This window comes from Paraburkholderia phenazinium, assembly GCF_900100735.1.
GTDB classification, from domain to species: Bacteria; Pseudomonadota; Gammaproteobacteria; order Burkholderiales; family Burkholderiaceae; genus Paraburkholderia; species Paraburkholderia phenazinia.
Genome location: NZ_FNCJ01000015.1, coordinates 36,608 through 51,829, shown reverse-complemented (window position 1 = coordinate 51,829; position 15,222 = coordinate 36,608). Strand labels below are relative to the sequence as shown.

The following is a 15,222-nucleotide window of genomic DNA, read 5'->3' as shown; positions in this document are numbered from 1 at the left end:
ACGCGAAGATATAGAAAACCCACTACGAGCCGAAAGTGCGGGTTAACCAGATTCGACATACGAAAGCGGGCGCGATTTGACCGTCGCCCTACGGGCGGGCACGACGGAAGCGCCCTGATGCGCCCCTTCAATAAGGGTTCTCGGTGATCCCGGACAGCGCGGTCGAACAGGAATGCTGGCGACGGATGGCAGGGGAGCGATAAGAAAAACAGATGACAAACAAAAGAGATCGCAAGCTTGCTGGGTAGCGCGTATGGCTGTCTACGTGCCACTATTCCAGACATCGTAGGAGACACGAAATGCTGAAGTGGTTCACACAATTATCGGCGCCCGAGAAGCGTACCTTCTGGGCCTGTTTCAGCGGCTGGGGGCTCGATGCCATGGACACCCAGATGTATGCCCTGGCCATTCCGACCTTGATTGCGCTCTGGGGCATGACGCGCGGGCAGGCGGGACTGCTGGGCACGACGGTGCTGATCATGGCGGCGCTGGGCGGCTGGGGCGCGGGTATGCTTGCCGACCGTTTTGGCCGCGTGCGTGTCCTGCAGTGGACGATCATGTGGTTTTCCGCATTCACGCTGCTGTCGGCCTTCACCGATTCGTTCTGGCAGCTCATGCTGACGCGCAGTCTGCAAGGTATCGGCTTTGGCGGCGAATGGGCAGTGGGCGCGGTCCTGATCAGCGAAACCATCAACCGTGAAGTGCGCGGGCGGGTGGTGGGGGCGTTGCAGGCGGGCTGGGCGGTTGGCTACGGCATCGCTGTGCTGCTGTCTACGCTAATGTTCGACTATTTGCCTGCGGCCATCGCATGGCGCGTCCTGTTTGGTTTAGGGATCCTGCCCGCGGTGCTGGTGCTGTGGATCCGGCGCAATATTCAGGAAGCCCCCGTCTATGCCAGGACGCGCGCGCAGCAGAAAGGCGGCGGTGCGCGCATGTGGGACGTGTTTGCGGCGCCGCTGCGCGGGACCACCCTCAAAGCCATCCTGCTCACCTTCGGCATTTACGGCGGCAACTACGTGATGATCACGTGGCTGCCGGCCTATCTGAAACTCGGCTTGCACCTGTCGATCAACAATGTCGGCGGCTATCTTGCCTTGAACATCCTCGGTTCGTTCGCGGGTGCGTTCCTGAACGGCTGGATGGCCGACCGCTTTGGACGCCGTCTGACGTTTATCACCATCGCTTGCTGCCAGGCCGTCGCCGTGGCGATCTATACCTTTGCGCCGATCAGTCTGACCGTCACGATGTTGTTCGGCTTCGTACTCGGCACCTTGCAATCGGGGACGGCGGCCGGAACGGGCGCGTATATCGCAGAGCTGTTTCCAACCAGCATTCGTGGTTCCGCACAAGGCCTATGCGGCAACGCGGGCCGCGCACTGGGTGCCGTAATGCCGACGCTGGTCGGCGTGCTGAGCGCAACCATGCCGCTGGGGGCAGCGATGGGATTGTGTGCGGCACTGTCGTACTTCCTGGTGGTCGCAGCGGCATGGATGCTGCCGGAGACGCGCGGGCGAGATCTCGCTGAGGTGGCCGAACCCGCTGATCGCGCGACGCATGTGTCCCGGCCGGGCGAGGTGCGCTCCTGAGCGGGTGGCGGCTTCTGCAACGCCAACGTAAAACTAACAGATGTGCACGCAACCTTAATTTTGGCGGATAACCACTAAAGCTTGGCGCATCCGATCGATGTCTGAAACCGTACGTGACCTACGTAGAGGCATACCGTGGGCATAGCGCGACGCGGCAGTGCGCATGCCCTGTCCAGGGCTTTACGGAAGACGTCATGATCACCAACCCGATCGGCAACCCAAAGGCAGCGATTCTGGCTAGCCTTCTGATGGGCGCGCTCGCGATAACGGCTTTAATGCTGCGTCCGGGCAAGGTCGGGTTGCCTGCGGATCCAACCGGCCTTGAACACCGGGATGCGTTGTCTGCCGATGCCCCGGACAGCCCTCGCGCTGCATCGCTGGTAACCGGCAAGGTTTCGGTCGCGGCCGGCAATCGTTCGGACGCCAGTCATGTGGCCGTTCTCGATGCGGTTCGCGCGAGCTTGCAACGCAACGATCTTGCTTCCGCAAAGGTGTTGCTGGGCGCAGAGCAGACGCTTTATAGAGACGATCCTCGGGTCATCGAGCTGCAGAGTGAATTGCAGGCGCGCGAAGTGGCCGTAAGCGGTGCGCGGCCCGTCGAGCATGCGCTCGAGCCGTCGGCAACCGCGCGTTCGAGCCGGTTTGCATGGCGAGCCTCGTCGCGAACCGAACATGGGCGAAGCACCTTGGCGTCGATCCATGAGCGCGTGGGCCGTGCCTCGCAATCCGCACAGACGAGACGTGCTCCGGAAGTCGAAATGGCTGCCAGGACGAGTGTGAAACCCGAACGATCGAATCCTGTTCAGGCAAATCCCGAGCTAGCCGTTGCTTCTCCCGTGCCGGCTGAGCCAGTGGCCCAGGCGCCGTCCCCCGCGCAACCCGCTGCACTCTCGCCGCCGGTGATACACGCGTTGCAGATGACGCAATCCGATCCAGCGCGGACCTCAGCACCGACGGTGTCGACTCAAGCCCCGAAAACCCGCGAACAGGTACGCATGGAGGTTGAACGCGCACGGGCAGATGGCGACCTGCCGCGTTTCGGCAACCCCGACCCTGCGGGACCAGGTGGTGCACCGAGCCGAACGGCCCGTCCCGTGGTGCTTGACTGGTAGCGCCCGGCTGAACTGAGCGTCGGGTTTCGGCGTTCGGCTGCGCGACCGTTCATAGCGGCTAACCGTGTCATCACGGCTGGATTGTCTCGGCCTCGCCATAACCCACACGCACCGGCGGCACAAACCATGCGAGGCCGAGCCCGATCAGCGCAGCCGTGGCCGCCACCGCGAGACCCACGTGAATCGACACCACCAGCGCATCGCGCGCCGAACTCATCATGGCATCGCCCGCATGCCCCGCGCTGACGAGGCGGTTGATCAATGCCGCCTGCTCCTGGCGGTCAACCAGCAATTCCGGACTTGCAAACGACTTGAACCATTGCGTTGCCTGGTAGGAGTCCAGTGACCGATGCACACCGCGCGTGTAGAGGTGTCCGAGCAAGGCGCCGGTCATTACCGTGCCGAGCATGCCGCCGAAGGTGCGCAGCGACTGCAGTAACGCAGTCGCCGCGCCGAGGTGATCGCGCGAGACGATCTGCTGCGAACAGATGGTGAGGCTGGTTCCCACCAGCCCGAGCCCTAGCCCGCTGATCCCCATGCATGCCATCCACACGAGATGCGGTTCGTTGCCGCGGAGCGCGACGACGCTCAACGAGGCTAGCGCGGAGAGCGCGAAGCCGATGTACATGATGCCGTTGGCGCGGCGGATGCGCGTGACGATCCGGTTGTTCACCACGCTGCCAATTGTGGTGCCGAGCAGAAGCGGGGTGATCAGCATGCCGGAGTCGTGCGGCGACATCGCATAGCCGCCTTGGAACAGCAGCGGCACATAGAACACCAGTGAAAACAGCGCGAAGCCGCCAAGCACCGACATCGCAAACAGCGCGGCCAGTTTGCGATCGAGCAGCATGTCCACCGGCACGATGGGATAGTCCATGCGCTTTTCCCAGAACGCCAGCGTTGCTGCGCACAGGGCCGTGACGGAACCGAGCACCACGGTCGCCGTGCTCAGCCCTTCCTTGGGTAGCAATTCGATCAGCAGTTGCAGTGCGCCGAATGTCACGGCGAGCACCAAGGCGCCGAGCCAGTCGAGACGCACCGGTGCGGAGGTCCGGGCGTGCCGCAGATGGGGCAGGAACCGGTACACGAACAGCAACGAAATCAGTCCGATCGGCACGTTGACGAAGAACACCAGCCGCCAGCCGCCATATTGAGTCAGCACGCCGCCGAGGGTCGGGCCCACGATGTTGGCCAGGCCGAACGCTGAGGTGACGAACACCAGCCAGCGCAAACGGAGTTTGGGATCGGGGAACAGATCGGCGACCGTCGCGAACATTGTGCCGATCAGGATGCCGCCGCCAATCCCTTGCAGACCGCGCGCAATGACGAGGAACAACATGTTGGCGGCGAAGCCGCACAACACGGAGGCGACGGTGAACACCATGATGGCGGCGAGCAGAAATGGCTTGCGGCCGAACAGATCGCCCAGACGGCCGAAAATCGGAATCGTGACGACCGATGCCAGCATGTATGAGGTCGCGACCCACGCGTACAGATCGAAGCCTTTCAGCTCCGCGACAATGCGCGGCAGGGCCGTGCCGACGATGGTCTGGTCGAGGGCGACCAGCATCGCAACGAACGCGACGCCGACCATCGCCAGCAGCGACTCGCGAAACGGCAGTAGTTGCCGGCTGGGGTCATGCGCAGCGATGCTGGGCGTCATGGCGGGCTCGATGGACGGTTAAGCGCTGGTGGCGGCCAGAAGTGGCCGTGCGTGCGGCGCATGATGAATGGTATGCGACGCCAGGCACGGCGGCACAAAAGCTTTTATCCGGGCAGGTATTCCCAGCCTCGGATGGTTTGACAGTATTCCTCAGATGAAAGTGGCATGCAGAGATAAGTTATTTACGCTGGTAGGCAGCCCTTGGATGCGCTGCCCGGCGTCATCATCTGCACCGCGATTTCCATACCGATTCCACGCGTGGGTGTGACCGCAGCTATGCGGTCCAGATCGGGCTAACACGGTGGCGAACGGCTTTATTCCCCTGGTCCTTGCGATTCGCGCTTAAAGCGTACTCCAGCCGCATCGCGGCGCTCCGTTACACGATTTTTCTGCCCTGCCGGGAATAAACCTCGGGCAAGTCGGGTTCTCCATCACGTAGGCCAACCCAAATTCACTGGAGTTCATCATGAAGAAGATCGCATTTGCTGTGTTGTCTGTTGCCGTACTGGCATCATCGAGCGCTTTCGCCGAAGGCAAAACACGGGCCCAGGTGTATCAGGAGTTGATCGAAGCGCAACAACACGGTCTCGACTATGTGACCGACACTTCGTACCCGGACGTCAACCCGATCTTCGCGCAGCAGGTGGCGCGTCTGCAACAACAGGCGCTGGCTTCGTCGGCAAACACCAGACAGACCGTCGGCGTATCTGCATCGAATAGTAGTGCGAATCAGTAAATAGAATAACCTGTTTGGATAGCTTTTTTGTTCGCAAGTCTGGAATGCCTGGCGCAGTCCTGATGTTCACCTTGATGAATGCGTCAACCAATCACAATCAGTTAGGAGTTTGAAATGAAAACATTTTCCAAGATTGCCATTTCGGCTGTCGTCCTTGCTTCGACGAGCGTGTTCTCGAATGCCTTTGCACAGGGAGTGACCCGTGCCGAGGTTTATGCAGACCTCGTGCGTGTCGAGCAAGCCGGTTACAACCCAGCGGTATCGAGCGATACGACCTATCCTGCCGACATTCAGGCAGCCGAAGCGAAGATTTCCGCACAGGATGGCGAGCGTACGGCGAACAGTGGGGCTGTCGAAGCGACAGGCGTGGGCGGCCGCATGTCGGGTTCCAGCGCTAGCGGCATCCATACGCCGCTCAAGGGCGCGGAGTGTGTCGGTCCGGTCAGCTTTTGCAATCTGTATGCTGGCAGCTAAGCTCACGTTGGTTGCAGCGAACCACGCGATGATTGATTAAGCTATCGCCGACCGTTCGCTAGCAACCAACCCTTTGTTATCGCTTCATCGCAGCCAGGTTGCTTGAATTTCCACAGCTGAACTGTTCTGCAACGCACCGAATTCAAACGCTTGATGGATGCCGTGGGTGTCGATCCAGACTGCCGCGGGACTGCGACCGGATTGTCTCGGGTTTGCCGCACTTGCGTGTTTTATCCATTGCGTTTCTTATTTAGTTGTGACGCCCGTTCTTGAGCCAACTGCGGAGGCGCTCTTAGATGAAACCATTGCTCGGATTGCTCGCGGTCTTTGTCGTGGCGATGCTCGCCGCGGTGTTCGCCGGTCCGTATGGCGAGGGGGTGGTGCGTATGGCCGGTTATGTGGCGACGCTGGCCCTGGGCGGGATGGCGGCGTTACTGGTGCAAAGCTGGAAGAACCGCCGGCCGCGGCGCTAACGTCATCACAGGTGGCGAGCGGGACCGGGTAGCCCGCCGCACGTTACGAGCTTCTTGGCCTTGCCCAGGCGTATCCCGGCGCCGGGTCGCGGTCCGCCTCATGGCTATCATCCGCAGGCACACGGGTAAGCCGTACCGGGCGGATGTCGTTTTTTCCTGCCTGCGTGTCTGACGGGCACTTCGCTACACCCCTTTCCCCTTCGTCCATCTCCTTGATTTCAGCCCTGCTTCGACGGGGCTGATTGCTTTGCAGCGCCTGCGCCAATACCGGTCGTGCGACGTGGCCCGTATTTTGCGACTACCGGGGTAGGTGTAGCCACGAATGGTTGGCTGATCATTCAAGGAGGGGGCATGAACAAAGACCAGGTCAAAGGCGTGGCCCAACAGGTCAAGGGCAAACTGAACGAAGCAGTCGGAAAAGCGACCGGCAATAAATCGCAGGAACTCAAAGGCGATTTGCAGCAGGTCGCAGGCGGGATCCGTCAAACCTTCGGTAACGCGAAGGCGCGGATCAGGAAGTCGGGCTACTGATCGGGCTACCGATTCGCTGTTCGAGGCTCGATGCCGCTGCCGGCAATCGTGGTCCACGCCGACCGCGAGCCGACTCACCGTACCTTAGCTATCCCATTCACCTAAGAGAAGGAATCAACCATGCGTCGCCGACAATTCATCCTATCGACCAGCGCAGCGCTCGCCTCTACAGGTCTCGCGCTGGCTGGCTGTACGACGACCCCGCCGTCCTCCGACACCGGGTCGTCTGCCGATGCGGGCAAGCGTCAGACCATTAACGCCGGGGTCGACTCGACGCTGTCCCGTCTCTATGACACCGTGCACGGCTCGCACGAGCTCGTCTCCAAGGCGCAGGGCGTGCTGGTGTTCCCCTCGGTCATCGCGGCCGGCTTCTGGGTGGGCGGCCAGTATGGACAAGGCGCGCTGCGTGTGGCAGGGCGGACCGCCGGCTATTACAGCATTGCTGCGGGATCGTTCGGTCTGCAGATCGGCGCACAATCCAAGGCGATTGTGTTCCTCTTCATGACGCAGGATGCGCTCAATAAATTCCGCGAAAGCCAAGGTTGGGCTGCGGGTGCCGATGCGACCGTGGCGGTCCTGAAGGTGGGCGCGAACGGCGATGTCGATACCTCGACCGCGACGAGCCCGGTGCAGGCCTTTGTGCTGACAAACGAGGGGCTGATGGCGGGTGTCTCGCTCGAAGGCTCGAAGATCTCGCGATTGGTGATTTAAGCGGGACCTTGGACGCCGCCTGGACACTAACCGCGGTTAGCAGCAAGCCGGCAAAGGAAAAAGCGGCGGGACGGTCAACGCATGACCGTCCCGCCGCTTTCGGGTTTTGCGTGCGTCTGTGCCTAAGCGTACGCGGGATGCCAGCCGCCGAGCAGGCGATCCACCGTTTCACGAGCGTCACGGATCGCGTCAGCGAAGGCGCTTTCGACCGCATTCGCAGGGTGGACGCCTCGCGCTTCGTGCTCATAACGGGCGGCATAGCGCTCGCCCAATTGCCGTGCGAGCGTGCGGCGAATCTGCACGCTGTGGTCATCTTCCGAGATGCCTTCCACCCGTATCCGAAACCCTCTATACGTCTCGCTATGCTCGTGCGCCATGACGATCCTTTCGCTGCGCGGGGTTGAACGTTCCGGGGCGAGGACCAACATACGCTTAGGCCGAGGCTGCAGCGGCGCTCGCGCTGAGCGGGCGCTTCAGTAAGCCGACGGCCACAGCGGTGACGAGCGTGCCGGCCGCAATCGCCACGACGTACATGCCCAGATGCGTGACGGCATTCGGAATCGGCAGCACGAAAACGCCACCGTGAGGCACCTTCAGTTCGACGCCTGCGGCCATCGAGATCGCCCCTGTAATCGCAGAGCCCACTACGCACGCCGGAATGATCCGCATCGGGTCGCGGGCTGCAAACGGAATCGCGCCTTCGGTAATGAACGCCATGCCGAGCACCGCGGCCGCATTGCCGGCTTCGCGTTCGTCCAGCACGAAGCGGTTGCGGAAGATCCACGTGGCCAGCGCAATGCCGAGAGGCGGCGTCATGCCCGCCGCCATCGCGGCAGCCATCGGCGTGTACACCTGGCTTGCGATCAATCCCGTGCTGAAGGCATACGCCGCCTTGTTGACCGGACCGCCCATGTCGAAGGCCATCATCGCGCCGAGCAGCAGGCCGAGCGTCACGGCGCTGCCGGTCTGCATCGAACGCAGCCAGTTCTCCAGGCCATGCAGTGCGCTGGCCACCGGCGTGCCGACCACATAGATCATCAACAGGCCGACTACCAGGGTCGACACCAGCGGAATGATCAGAACTGGCTTGAGGCCTTCGAGATTGCGGTGCAGCTTCAGCTTGCGGCTGATCAGGAGTGCGGTGTAACCGGCGAGAAAGCCGGAGATGATGCCGCCGAGAAAACCGGCGCCGAGGCTCGCGGCGAGCATGCCGCCCACCATGCCAGGCGTGATGCCGGGCCGGTCGGCGATCGAATACGCGATATAGCCGGACAGCACCGGGACCATCAGCGCAAAGGCCGACTTCGCGCCGATCTGGAACAGCGCCCATGCCAGCGTGCCTTTGTGTGCGTCATCGAAGGCATAGATGCCGCCAAGCGCAAACGAAATGGCGATCAGCAGGCCGCCCGCCACGACGAAGGGCAGCATGAAAGATACGCCCGTCATCAGATGCCGGTACGGGCCGGACGACTTCGCGGAGCGCTGCTTCTTGGCCGCCGCGACCTGGTCGGCCAGCGCGGCGCCGGCCATGCCGGATTGCTGCGCGGCGGCCTGCGTGCCGCTGCTGACGCCTCCTTCGATTAGCGCTTCGGCGATGGCACGTTCGATCAGCGCTGCGCCTTTGCCGATCGCGCCCTTGGTGCCGGTTTCATAGAGACGCTTGCCACGAAAGCGGCTCTTGTCGACCTGGGTATCGGCCGCGATCACCACGAGGTCGGCGGCGGCGATCTGTTCGTCGCTCAAGCGGTTTTGCGCGCCAACCGAGCCTTGGGTTTCCACGTGAATCTCATGGCCGAGCGACTTTGCGCCTTGCGCGAGGCCTTCGGCGGCCATGAAGGTGTGAGCGATGCCGGTCGGACACGAGGTGATCGCCACGATCTTCAGCGTGCGCGGCGCGGCGCCTGCCGCGGAGGATGCTGCAGCCGATGCCGCTTGCGTCGATGCGCTGGCGTTGGCTGTGCTGCTGCTTGCCACACGTGCCAGCACCGCATCGGCTTCGCGGATCGCATCGTCGAGCGACACGCGATGAATCGTCTTGCCCGCAAAGGGTGTTTCGTCGACCTCGGCACCTACTTCGGCGGCGATCAGCACGCTGTGCGCCGCGGAGATTTGCGCGAGGCTGAGCGGATCCTGCACGCCGAGCGCGCTACGTGTTTCGACGGCGAGAGTGGTGCCGCGTTTCTGCGCGGCGCGGTTCAGCGCTTGTGCCGCGACGGCCGGCGTTGCGCTTTGTTGTGGGGACGATACCAGTCCAATCAGCTTGTCCATGGCGCTCTCAGGTTGCTACGGCTTGATGTGGAGTGACGTGCCGCGCATCCGCGGCGACGCTGAAGGTGACCACCTGGACCTGCGCGGCGAGCGCGTCGAGAGTCGGGCGATCCGGCAGATGCGGGCCGACGCGCGCGAGCTTGCCGGCGGCAAAGGCGGTCGCGCGCTGGCCGAGTTCCTGCCATGGGCGCGCTTCGACGAGGCTTGCGATCAGTCCGGCGACGAGCGCGTCGCCCGCGCCGACCGTGCTCGCGACTGGCACGCGCAGCGGCGCGGCATGCCAGCCTGCGTATTTGGCGGTGTTGGGGGTGGGCGATGCGTTTGAAGCATGCGAGGCATTTGAGGCGCGCGTGATGCCCAGTGCGCCGCGTTCTCCCAGCGACACCACAACGTATCCAATCCCGCGCTCCACCAGCTCGCAGGCCGCCTGAACCAGCGCGTCTTCATCTACGAAGGCACGACCGAGTGCCGCTTCCAGTTCAGCGCGGTTCGGTTTGATCAGGTCCGGCAAATCGTCGGCGTCGCTGGCGGCGAGCGCATCGGCGAGCGGCGCGCCGCTCGTATCGAGCGCAACACGCGCACCGGCGGCATGCAAGGCCCGCGTGACGCGGCGGTAAAAGGAAACCTCGACGCCCGGCGGCAGGCTGCCGGCTAGCACAAACCAGCGGCCCGGCGCGGCCAGCTCGACAATCCGTGCCTGCAGCGCTTCGACATCGGCCGCGCCAGGCAGCGAGGTGGCCAGATTGAGGTCGGTGGTTTGGTGGCGGGCGGTATCCACTAGCTTCACATTGATGCGGGGACGGCCGGCGATGCGCACGAAGCGATCCACGATCTTTTTCTCGGCAAACATCGCGTCGAACGCAGAGGCATCCTCTGAGCCGAGCAGGCCCGTGGCGATGGTCTCGATGCCATAGTCGGCCAGGCACCCGGCTACGTTGACGCCTTTGCCACCGGCATTGAATTCGAGCGAGGCGGCGAGGTTGACTTCCCCGAGGGCGAGATTCTCGACGCACACGGTTTGATCGAGCGCCGGATTCGGCGTGACAGTCACAACGGTGTTCATGCGGCAGCCTTGATCTCAGCGTTGTCGAGCGCACGCACGGCCTCGACGTCTTCGCAATCGAGCGCGCGCCGGGCCAGCGCCTGCAGCGCATCGAGACGCGCGCCGCGCAGCCGCGTTTTCACGGCGGGGATGTCGCGAGCGCTCATCGACAGTTCGTCTACGCCCAGACCCGCGAGAATCGACGCACCGAGCGGATCTCCTGCGAGCCCCCCGCACACGCCAACCCACTTGCGATGACGCCGCGCGCCGTCGACGGTCTGCTTGATCATGCGCAGCACGGCCGGGTGCAGGCTTTCAGCCATGCGCGCGAGTTCCGGATGCTCACGGTCCACGGCGAGCACGTATTGCGTCAGGTCGTTGGTGCCTATCGAGAAGAAGTCGACCAGCGCCGCGAAGTGATCCGCGAACGCGGCGGCCGACGGCGTTTCGACCATGATGCCGAGGGGCACCTTGGGCGCATCGAGTTCCGCGCGCACGGTTTCCGCGAGCGCGATTGCCTGGCGGGCTTCGTCGAGCGTCGAGACCATCGGGAACATGATCCACAGCGGGCCTTCCTTTGCGGCGCGATAGAGCGCACGCAACTGCGGCACGAACAGGTCGGGGCGGCGCAGGCACAAACGTACGCCGCGCACGCCGAGAAACGGATTCGATTCGTGCGGCAGGTTCAGATAAGGCACCTGCTTGTCGCCGCCGATATCGAGCGTACGGATGATCAACTGGCGCCCACCGCTCGCTTCAACCATGCGGCGGTAGGTGTCGTATTGCTCGTCTTCGCTCGGGGCGTCGTGGCGTTCGAGGAACAGGAACTCGGTGCGCATCAGGCCGACGCCGTCCGCGCCGTTGGCAATCGCGTCGCGCACTTGCTCGGGACGCGTGATGTTGGCGCCGATCTCAAGGACGTGGCCGTCGAGCGTCGCGGCGGGCAGCGCGCGATTGGCCGCGGCACGCTCTGCCTGTTCGGCGAGTTGCAGTTGCGTTTGCCGGGCCCGCTCGCGATCCTGCGCCGAGACGCCGACATACAGACGCCCCGACGTGCCGTCGAGCACCGCTTCACTGCCGTCGACAATCTGCATCAACCCAGCGCCGCAGGCGACGGCGGCGGGCACGCCGAGCGTGCGGGCGAGGATCGCGGTATGCGAGGTCGGTCCGCCGGACACCGTGCAAAAGCCGAGCGTCACGGCGGGGTCGAGCATCGCGGTGTCGGACGGCGTGAGGTCTTCTGCGATCAGGATGGCGGGCGTGTCGAGGCGCGTTTCTGCGGCGACGTTTTCACCGAGATGTTTGAGGACGCGCCGCGCGACGTCGCGCAGGTCAGTGGCGCGCGCGGCCAGCAGCGGATCGGGCAAGGCGGCAAGGCGTGCGGCCTGCTGTTCGGCCGCCTGATGCCACGACCAGGCCACGCCGTGGCCGTCGAGCAGCAGGCGCGCCACGTGGCCCAGAAACTCGGAGTCGTTCAGCAGTTCACGATGCGCGGCGAAGATTTCTCCCTCGGCGGTGCCTAGGCGTGCCGAGGTCTCACGGGTGAGGGCGTCGAGTTCGCTCGCGGTTTGGCGCAGCGCGTCATCGAGCTGGTGGCTGGCCTCGACGGTATTGCCGGGCCGGTCCTGAATCTCCAGTTGGGTGGCCCGCAGCACGCGCACCGGGCCGATCGAGAAACCGGGACCTGCACTGACGCCTTCGAATACATCGGCCGGGTCCAGCGGCGTCCACAGCACCGGCTGGGCCTTCTGGCGGCGGGCGCGGGCTGCCGCAGCACGCTCGTGTTCCTCGGCCGAGAGCGCTTCGATGGTCCGCTTCAGGGCCGCGAGCGCATCCGCTGCGTCGACGCCCTGCGCGGATAGCACGAGCTTCGCATTCACGGTGGCGCCGAGTTGCAGCAGGCTGACGAGGTTCTTCGGATCGGCGGCGACATCGCCATTGCGCACCCGCAAGGCAGCCTGATAGCGCTTCGAGGTGGCGACCCAGGCGCTCGCGGGGCGAGCGTGCAAACCATGCGGGTAGTCGAGCACGAGTTCGACGCGCTGTTCGAAGTCGGCCGGCGTGGTGTTGACGACGCTGATATGCGGCTCGGCCGCGCCATTCAATGCGTTGACCAGAATCTGCGGATCGCGTGCTTCGACCAGCGTGCGCAGTTGCTGCGGATCGCCGATCAGACGCGTCAGACGTTGCAGCAGCGCGATGTGCTCATCGGACTGCGCCGCAATCGCAACCACCAGGTTGGCGCGCTCGCCCTCGTGCCATTCGACGCCCTCGGGCAATTGCAGCACCGCCACGCCCGTGCGACGGATCAGGTGACGGTCTTCCTGCATGCCATGCGGAATCGCGACGCCGTTGCCGAGATAGGTGTTCGAGACTTTCTCGCGGCCGTGCAGGCTCTCGAGATAACTGGGCTCGATAAAACCCGCAGCGGCCAGCAACTCGCCAGCCGCTTCGATCGCGTCGTGTTTCGAGCTGGCGCGGGCGTTGAGTCGGACCAACTCTGCGGTAAGCAGCGACGGCATCGCGTCTCCTGGATCGAATCGTTAAAGTGTTCGTATTGGAATCGATACCACTTTGGGAGTCAAGCTTTCGCCGGTCTGCCGAAAATCATTAAGAACGGTACAAAGCCAGGTAGAATGGTCTGAGAAGGCCTTGCCTCAAGTGTTCGGCGCTGGACGGCCGTGGGGCGGTTAGAAACGGAATCCAGGGAAAATACCGATCTGTTTAAGGAATCGATTCCACTTTCATGAATCTACGAATCAAGGATGTTGCGGAGGCGGCGGGGGTGTCGGTCACCACGGTCTCGCGCGTGCTGTCGAATAACGGCCCGGTGCGCGACACGGTCCGTCAGCGCGTGCTGAGCGCTATCGAGCAGTTGGGCTACCGGCCCAACGCGGCCGCGCGTCGGCTGCGTTCGGGGGACACGGCCACCATCGGCCTGATCGTCTCGGACGTGCGCAACCCCTTCTTTACCGAGGTTAGCCGCGCGGTGGAAGATGCCGCGTATCAGCAAGGCTTGCGCGTGATCCTCTGCAACACGGACGAGAACCCTGAGAAAGAGGCCATGTATCTGCGGCTGATGGAGGAAGAGCGCGTGACCGGCGTGATCTATTCGCCCACGCACGATGCGGCGCAGCGTTTCAAGGCCCAGGCCTATGACTTCCCGGTGGTGATGATCGACCGTGCCGCGCCGGCAGGGAGCGCGGATGCGGTGGTGCTCGACAATCGCGACGCCTCGGCGCGTCTGGTCGAGCATCTGGTGGAGCGTGGCTACCGGCGCATTGCCGGCCTGTTCGGCAATGCCAGTACCACGGGGCGCGAGCGGCACGAAGGTTTCATGGATGCGCTGCGCCGGCATGATCTGCCGGCGCAGGCTGAGTTCGTCGAGCCGAATCCGGAAAGCGCGTTGCTGCATGTCGGCGCTTGGCTCGCAGGCGAGCCCGCAGCGCGGCCCGATGCGATCGTGGCGAGCAATGGCCTGCTGCTGCTCGGCGCCTATCGGGCCATGCGGGCGCGCAGCACCACGCCTTTGGCTGACGTTGCGCTGGCGGGCTTCGACAACGATGCGTGGACCGAACTCGTGTCGCCGGGCGTCACGGTGATTGCGCAGCCTGTCTACGAGATCGGCAAGAACGCGATGCAGTTGCTGACGCAACGGCTCGCCGATCCGTCCATGTCAACGCGCACGCTGGTGTTGCCGGGCGAGTTGGTGATACGCGGCTCGACCGAGCGGCGTGCGGTGCTGGCGGGCGGATAGCTCGCCAGTTCACCGGGCCCCTTATTTGACCCTTACTTGACCGCTCGCGCCGCGTCGACGATCGCCGCAGCTACATCGGCCGGCTTCGACAGCATCGCCACGTGGCTCGCATCCACCTTGACCACCGTCGCGCCAATTTGCGCGGCCATCGCAGCCTGCAGTTCCGGCGGGATCATGCGGTCCTTCTCCGTCACCACGAACCACGACGGCTTGCTTTGCCAGGCCGGTTGCGTCACCTTGTCGTCGGTGCAGCCGGCGAACCACGGGCCTTGCGTTGCTGCGACAAGACGCGCTTGTGCGACCGGCAGATCCTGCGCGAAGTCATGGATGATCGCATCGGTCGACAGCGTCAGATAACCCGCCGAATCCTTTTGTAGCGCAGGCGCCCACACCGGCGCCGGTTTACCCTTCAGGATGTCGTTGATCGACTGGTCTTTCTGTGGCGCGAACGCCGCCACATAGACGAGCGCCTTGACCTTGTCGTCATTGCCCGCTTGCGTGATCACTGCACCGGCCCAAGAATGGCCGACCAGAATCACCGGGCCGTTCTGCTGTTCGATGACGCGGCGCGTGGCGGCCACGTCGCCGTCGAGCGAATTGAGCGGGTTTTGCACCGCCACGACGTGCAGACCCTTCGCCTGCAGCAGCGGAATCACCTTGTCCCAGCTCGATCCGTCGGCAAACGCACCATGCACCAGCACGACATTCTTGCCCTGCAGATCGTCGGTGGGTGCGGCGGCGCTGGCAGGCGTCAGCGCACTGATGGACAGAAGACTGCCGAACATCAGCGCGGCGGTCAGGCACTTTTTGAGCAGGGTATTCATAATTGTCAGTCCTCGTTGAGAAGTTAGTCAGATTGCGGACTGAAG

14 protein-coding genes are annotated in these 15,222 nt (G+C 63.7%); 8 read left to right on the top strand and 6 right to left on the bottom strand.

Annotated elements, in window-relative coordinates; translation table 11 throughout:
• The first annotated feature begins 299 nt into the window (after positions 1–299).
• Positions 300–1,586: an MFS transporter gene (locus tag BLQ92_RS27685; protein ID WP_090689178.1), complete on the top strand. Its 1,287-nt coding sequence runs from the start codon at positions 300–302 to the stop codon at positions 1,584–1,586.
• Positions 1,587–1,780: 194 nt separating this feature from the next.
• Entirely contained in the window at positions 1,781–2,698 is a 918-nt protein-coding gene (locus tag BLQ92_RS27680; RefSeq protein ID WP_090689175.1) for a DUF4148 domain-containing protein, read from the top strand.
• Positions 2,699–2,768: 70 nt separating this feature from the next.
• Here BLQ92_RS27680 and BLQ92_RS27675 read toward each other — a convergent pair whose 3' ends face one another.
• Entirely contained in the window at positions 2,769–4,361 is a 1,593-nt protein-coding gene (locus BLQ92_RS27675) for an MFS transporter (protein WP_090689173.1), read from the bottom strand.
• Positions 4,362–4,827: 466 nt separating this feature from the next.
• Here BLQ92_RS27675 and BLQ92_RS27670 point away from each other — a divergent pair, with 466 nt between their 5' ends.
• The 5 genes from BLQ92_RS27670 (at position 4,828) to BLQ92_RS27655 (ending at position 7,286) form a co-directional block, all read left to right on the top strand.
• Positions 4,828–5,097 carry a DUF4148 domain-containing protein gene (locus BLQ92_RS27670; RefSeq protein ID WP_090689170.1) on the top strand — a complete coding sequence of 90 codons (270 nt, stop codon included), beginning with the start codon at positions 4,828–4,830 and terminating at the stop codon, positions 5,095–5,097.
• Between the two features lie 114 nt (positions 5,098–5,211).
• A complete protein-coding gene (locus BLQ92_RS27665) occupies positions 5,212–5,571 on the top strand; it encodes a DUF4148 domain-containing protein (RefSeq protein ID WP_090689167.1) in 360 nt (119 codons plus the stop codon).
• Positions 5,572–5,867: 296 nt separating this feature from the next.
• A complete protein-coding gene (locus BLQ92_RS40190; protein ID WP_175773065.1) occupies positions 5,868–6,044 on the top strand; it encodes a hypothetical protein in 177 nt (58 codons plus the stop codon).
• Positions 6,045–6,395: 351 nt separating this feature from the next.
• On the top strand, positions 6,396–6,575 hold the full coding sequence (locus BLQ92_RS27660; protein WP_090689166.1) for a CsbD family protein: 180 nt from the start codon (positions 6,396–6,398) through the stop codon (positions 6,573–6,575).
• 120 nt (positions 6,576–6,695) lie between these two features.
• Positions 6,696–7,286 carry a BPSL1445 family SYLF domain-containing lipoprotein gene (locus tag BLQ92_RS27655; protein WP_090689163.1) on the top strand — a complete coding sequence of 197 codons (591 nt, stop codon included), beginning with the start codon at positions 6,696–6,698 and terminating at the stop codon, positions 7,284–7,286.
• A 122-nt stretch (positions 7,287–7,408) separates the two neighbouring features.
• On the opposite strand, the gene BLQ92_RS27650 is transcribed toward BLQ92_RS27655, so the two are convergent.
• Genes BLQ92_RS27650 through ptsP form a run of 4 tightly spaced genes read right to left on the bottom strand, consistent with a single transcriptional unit; the run spans position 7,409 to position 13,118 of the window.
• Entirely contained in the window at positions 7,409–7,663 is a 255-nt protein-coding gene (locus BLQ92_RS27650) for a DNA-binding protein (protein ID WP_143016676.1), read from the bottom strand.
• A 55-nt stretch (positions 7,664–7,718) separates the two neighbouring features.
• On the bottom strand, positions 7,719–9,554 hold the full coding sequence (locus BLQ92_RS27645) for a PTS fructose-like transporter subunit IIB (protein WP_090689158.1): 1,836 nt from the start codon (positions 9,552–9,554) through the stop codon (positions 7,719–7,721).
• Between the two features lie 7 nt (positions 9,555–9,561).
• Positions 9,562–10,617 (bottom strand): 1-phosphofructokinase family hexose kinase, encoded by a 1,056-nt coding sequence (locus BLQ92_RS27640; protein ID WP_090689155.1) that lies wholly within the window; start codon positions 10,615–10,617, stop codon positions 9,562–9,564.
• Positions 10,614–13,118 (bottom strand): phosphoenolpyruvate--protein phosphotransferase, encoded by a 2,505-nt coding sequence (ptsP, locus tag BLQ92_RS27635; RefSeq protein WP_090689153.1) that lies wholly within the window; start codon positions 13,116–13,118, stop codon positions 10,614–10,616. Before ptsP ends, BLQ92_RS27640 begins: the two co-directional genes overlap by 4 nt.
• A gap of 224 nt (positions 13,119–13,342) precedes the next feature.
• Here ptsP and BLQ92_RS27630 point away from each other — a divergent pair, with 224 nt between their 5' ends.
• Positions 13,343–14,353 carry a LacI family DNA-binding transcriptional regulator gene (locus BLQ92_RS27630; RefSeq protein WP_090689150.1) on the top strand — a complete coding sequence of 337 codons (1,011 nt, stop codon included), beginning with the start codon at positions 13,343–13,345 and terminating at the stop codon, positions 14,351–14,353.
• 32 nt (positions 14,354–14,385) lie between these two features.
• Here BLQ92_RS27630 and BLQ92_RS27625 read toward each other — a convergent pair whose 3' ends face one another.
• A complete protein-coding gene (locus BLQ92_RS27625) occupies positions 14,386–15,177 on the bottom strand; it encodes an alpha/beta fold hydrolase (protein ID WP_090689147.1) in 792 nt (263 codons plus the stop codon).
• Positions 15,178–15,222: the final 45 nt, after the last annotated feature.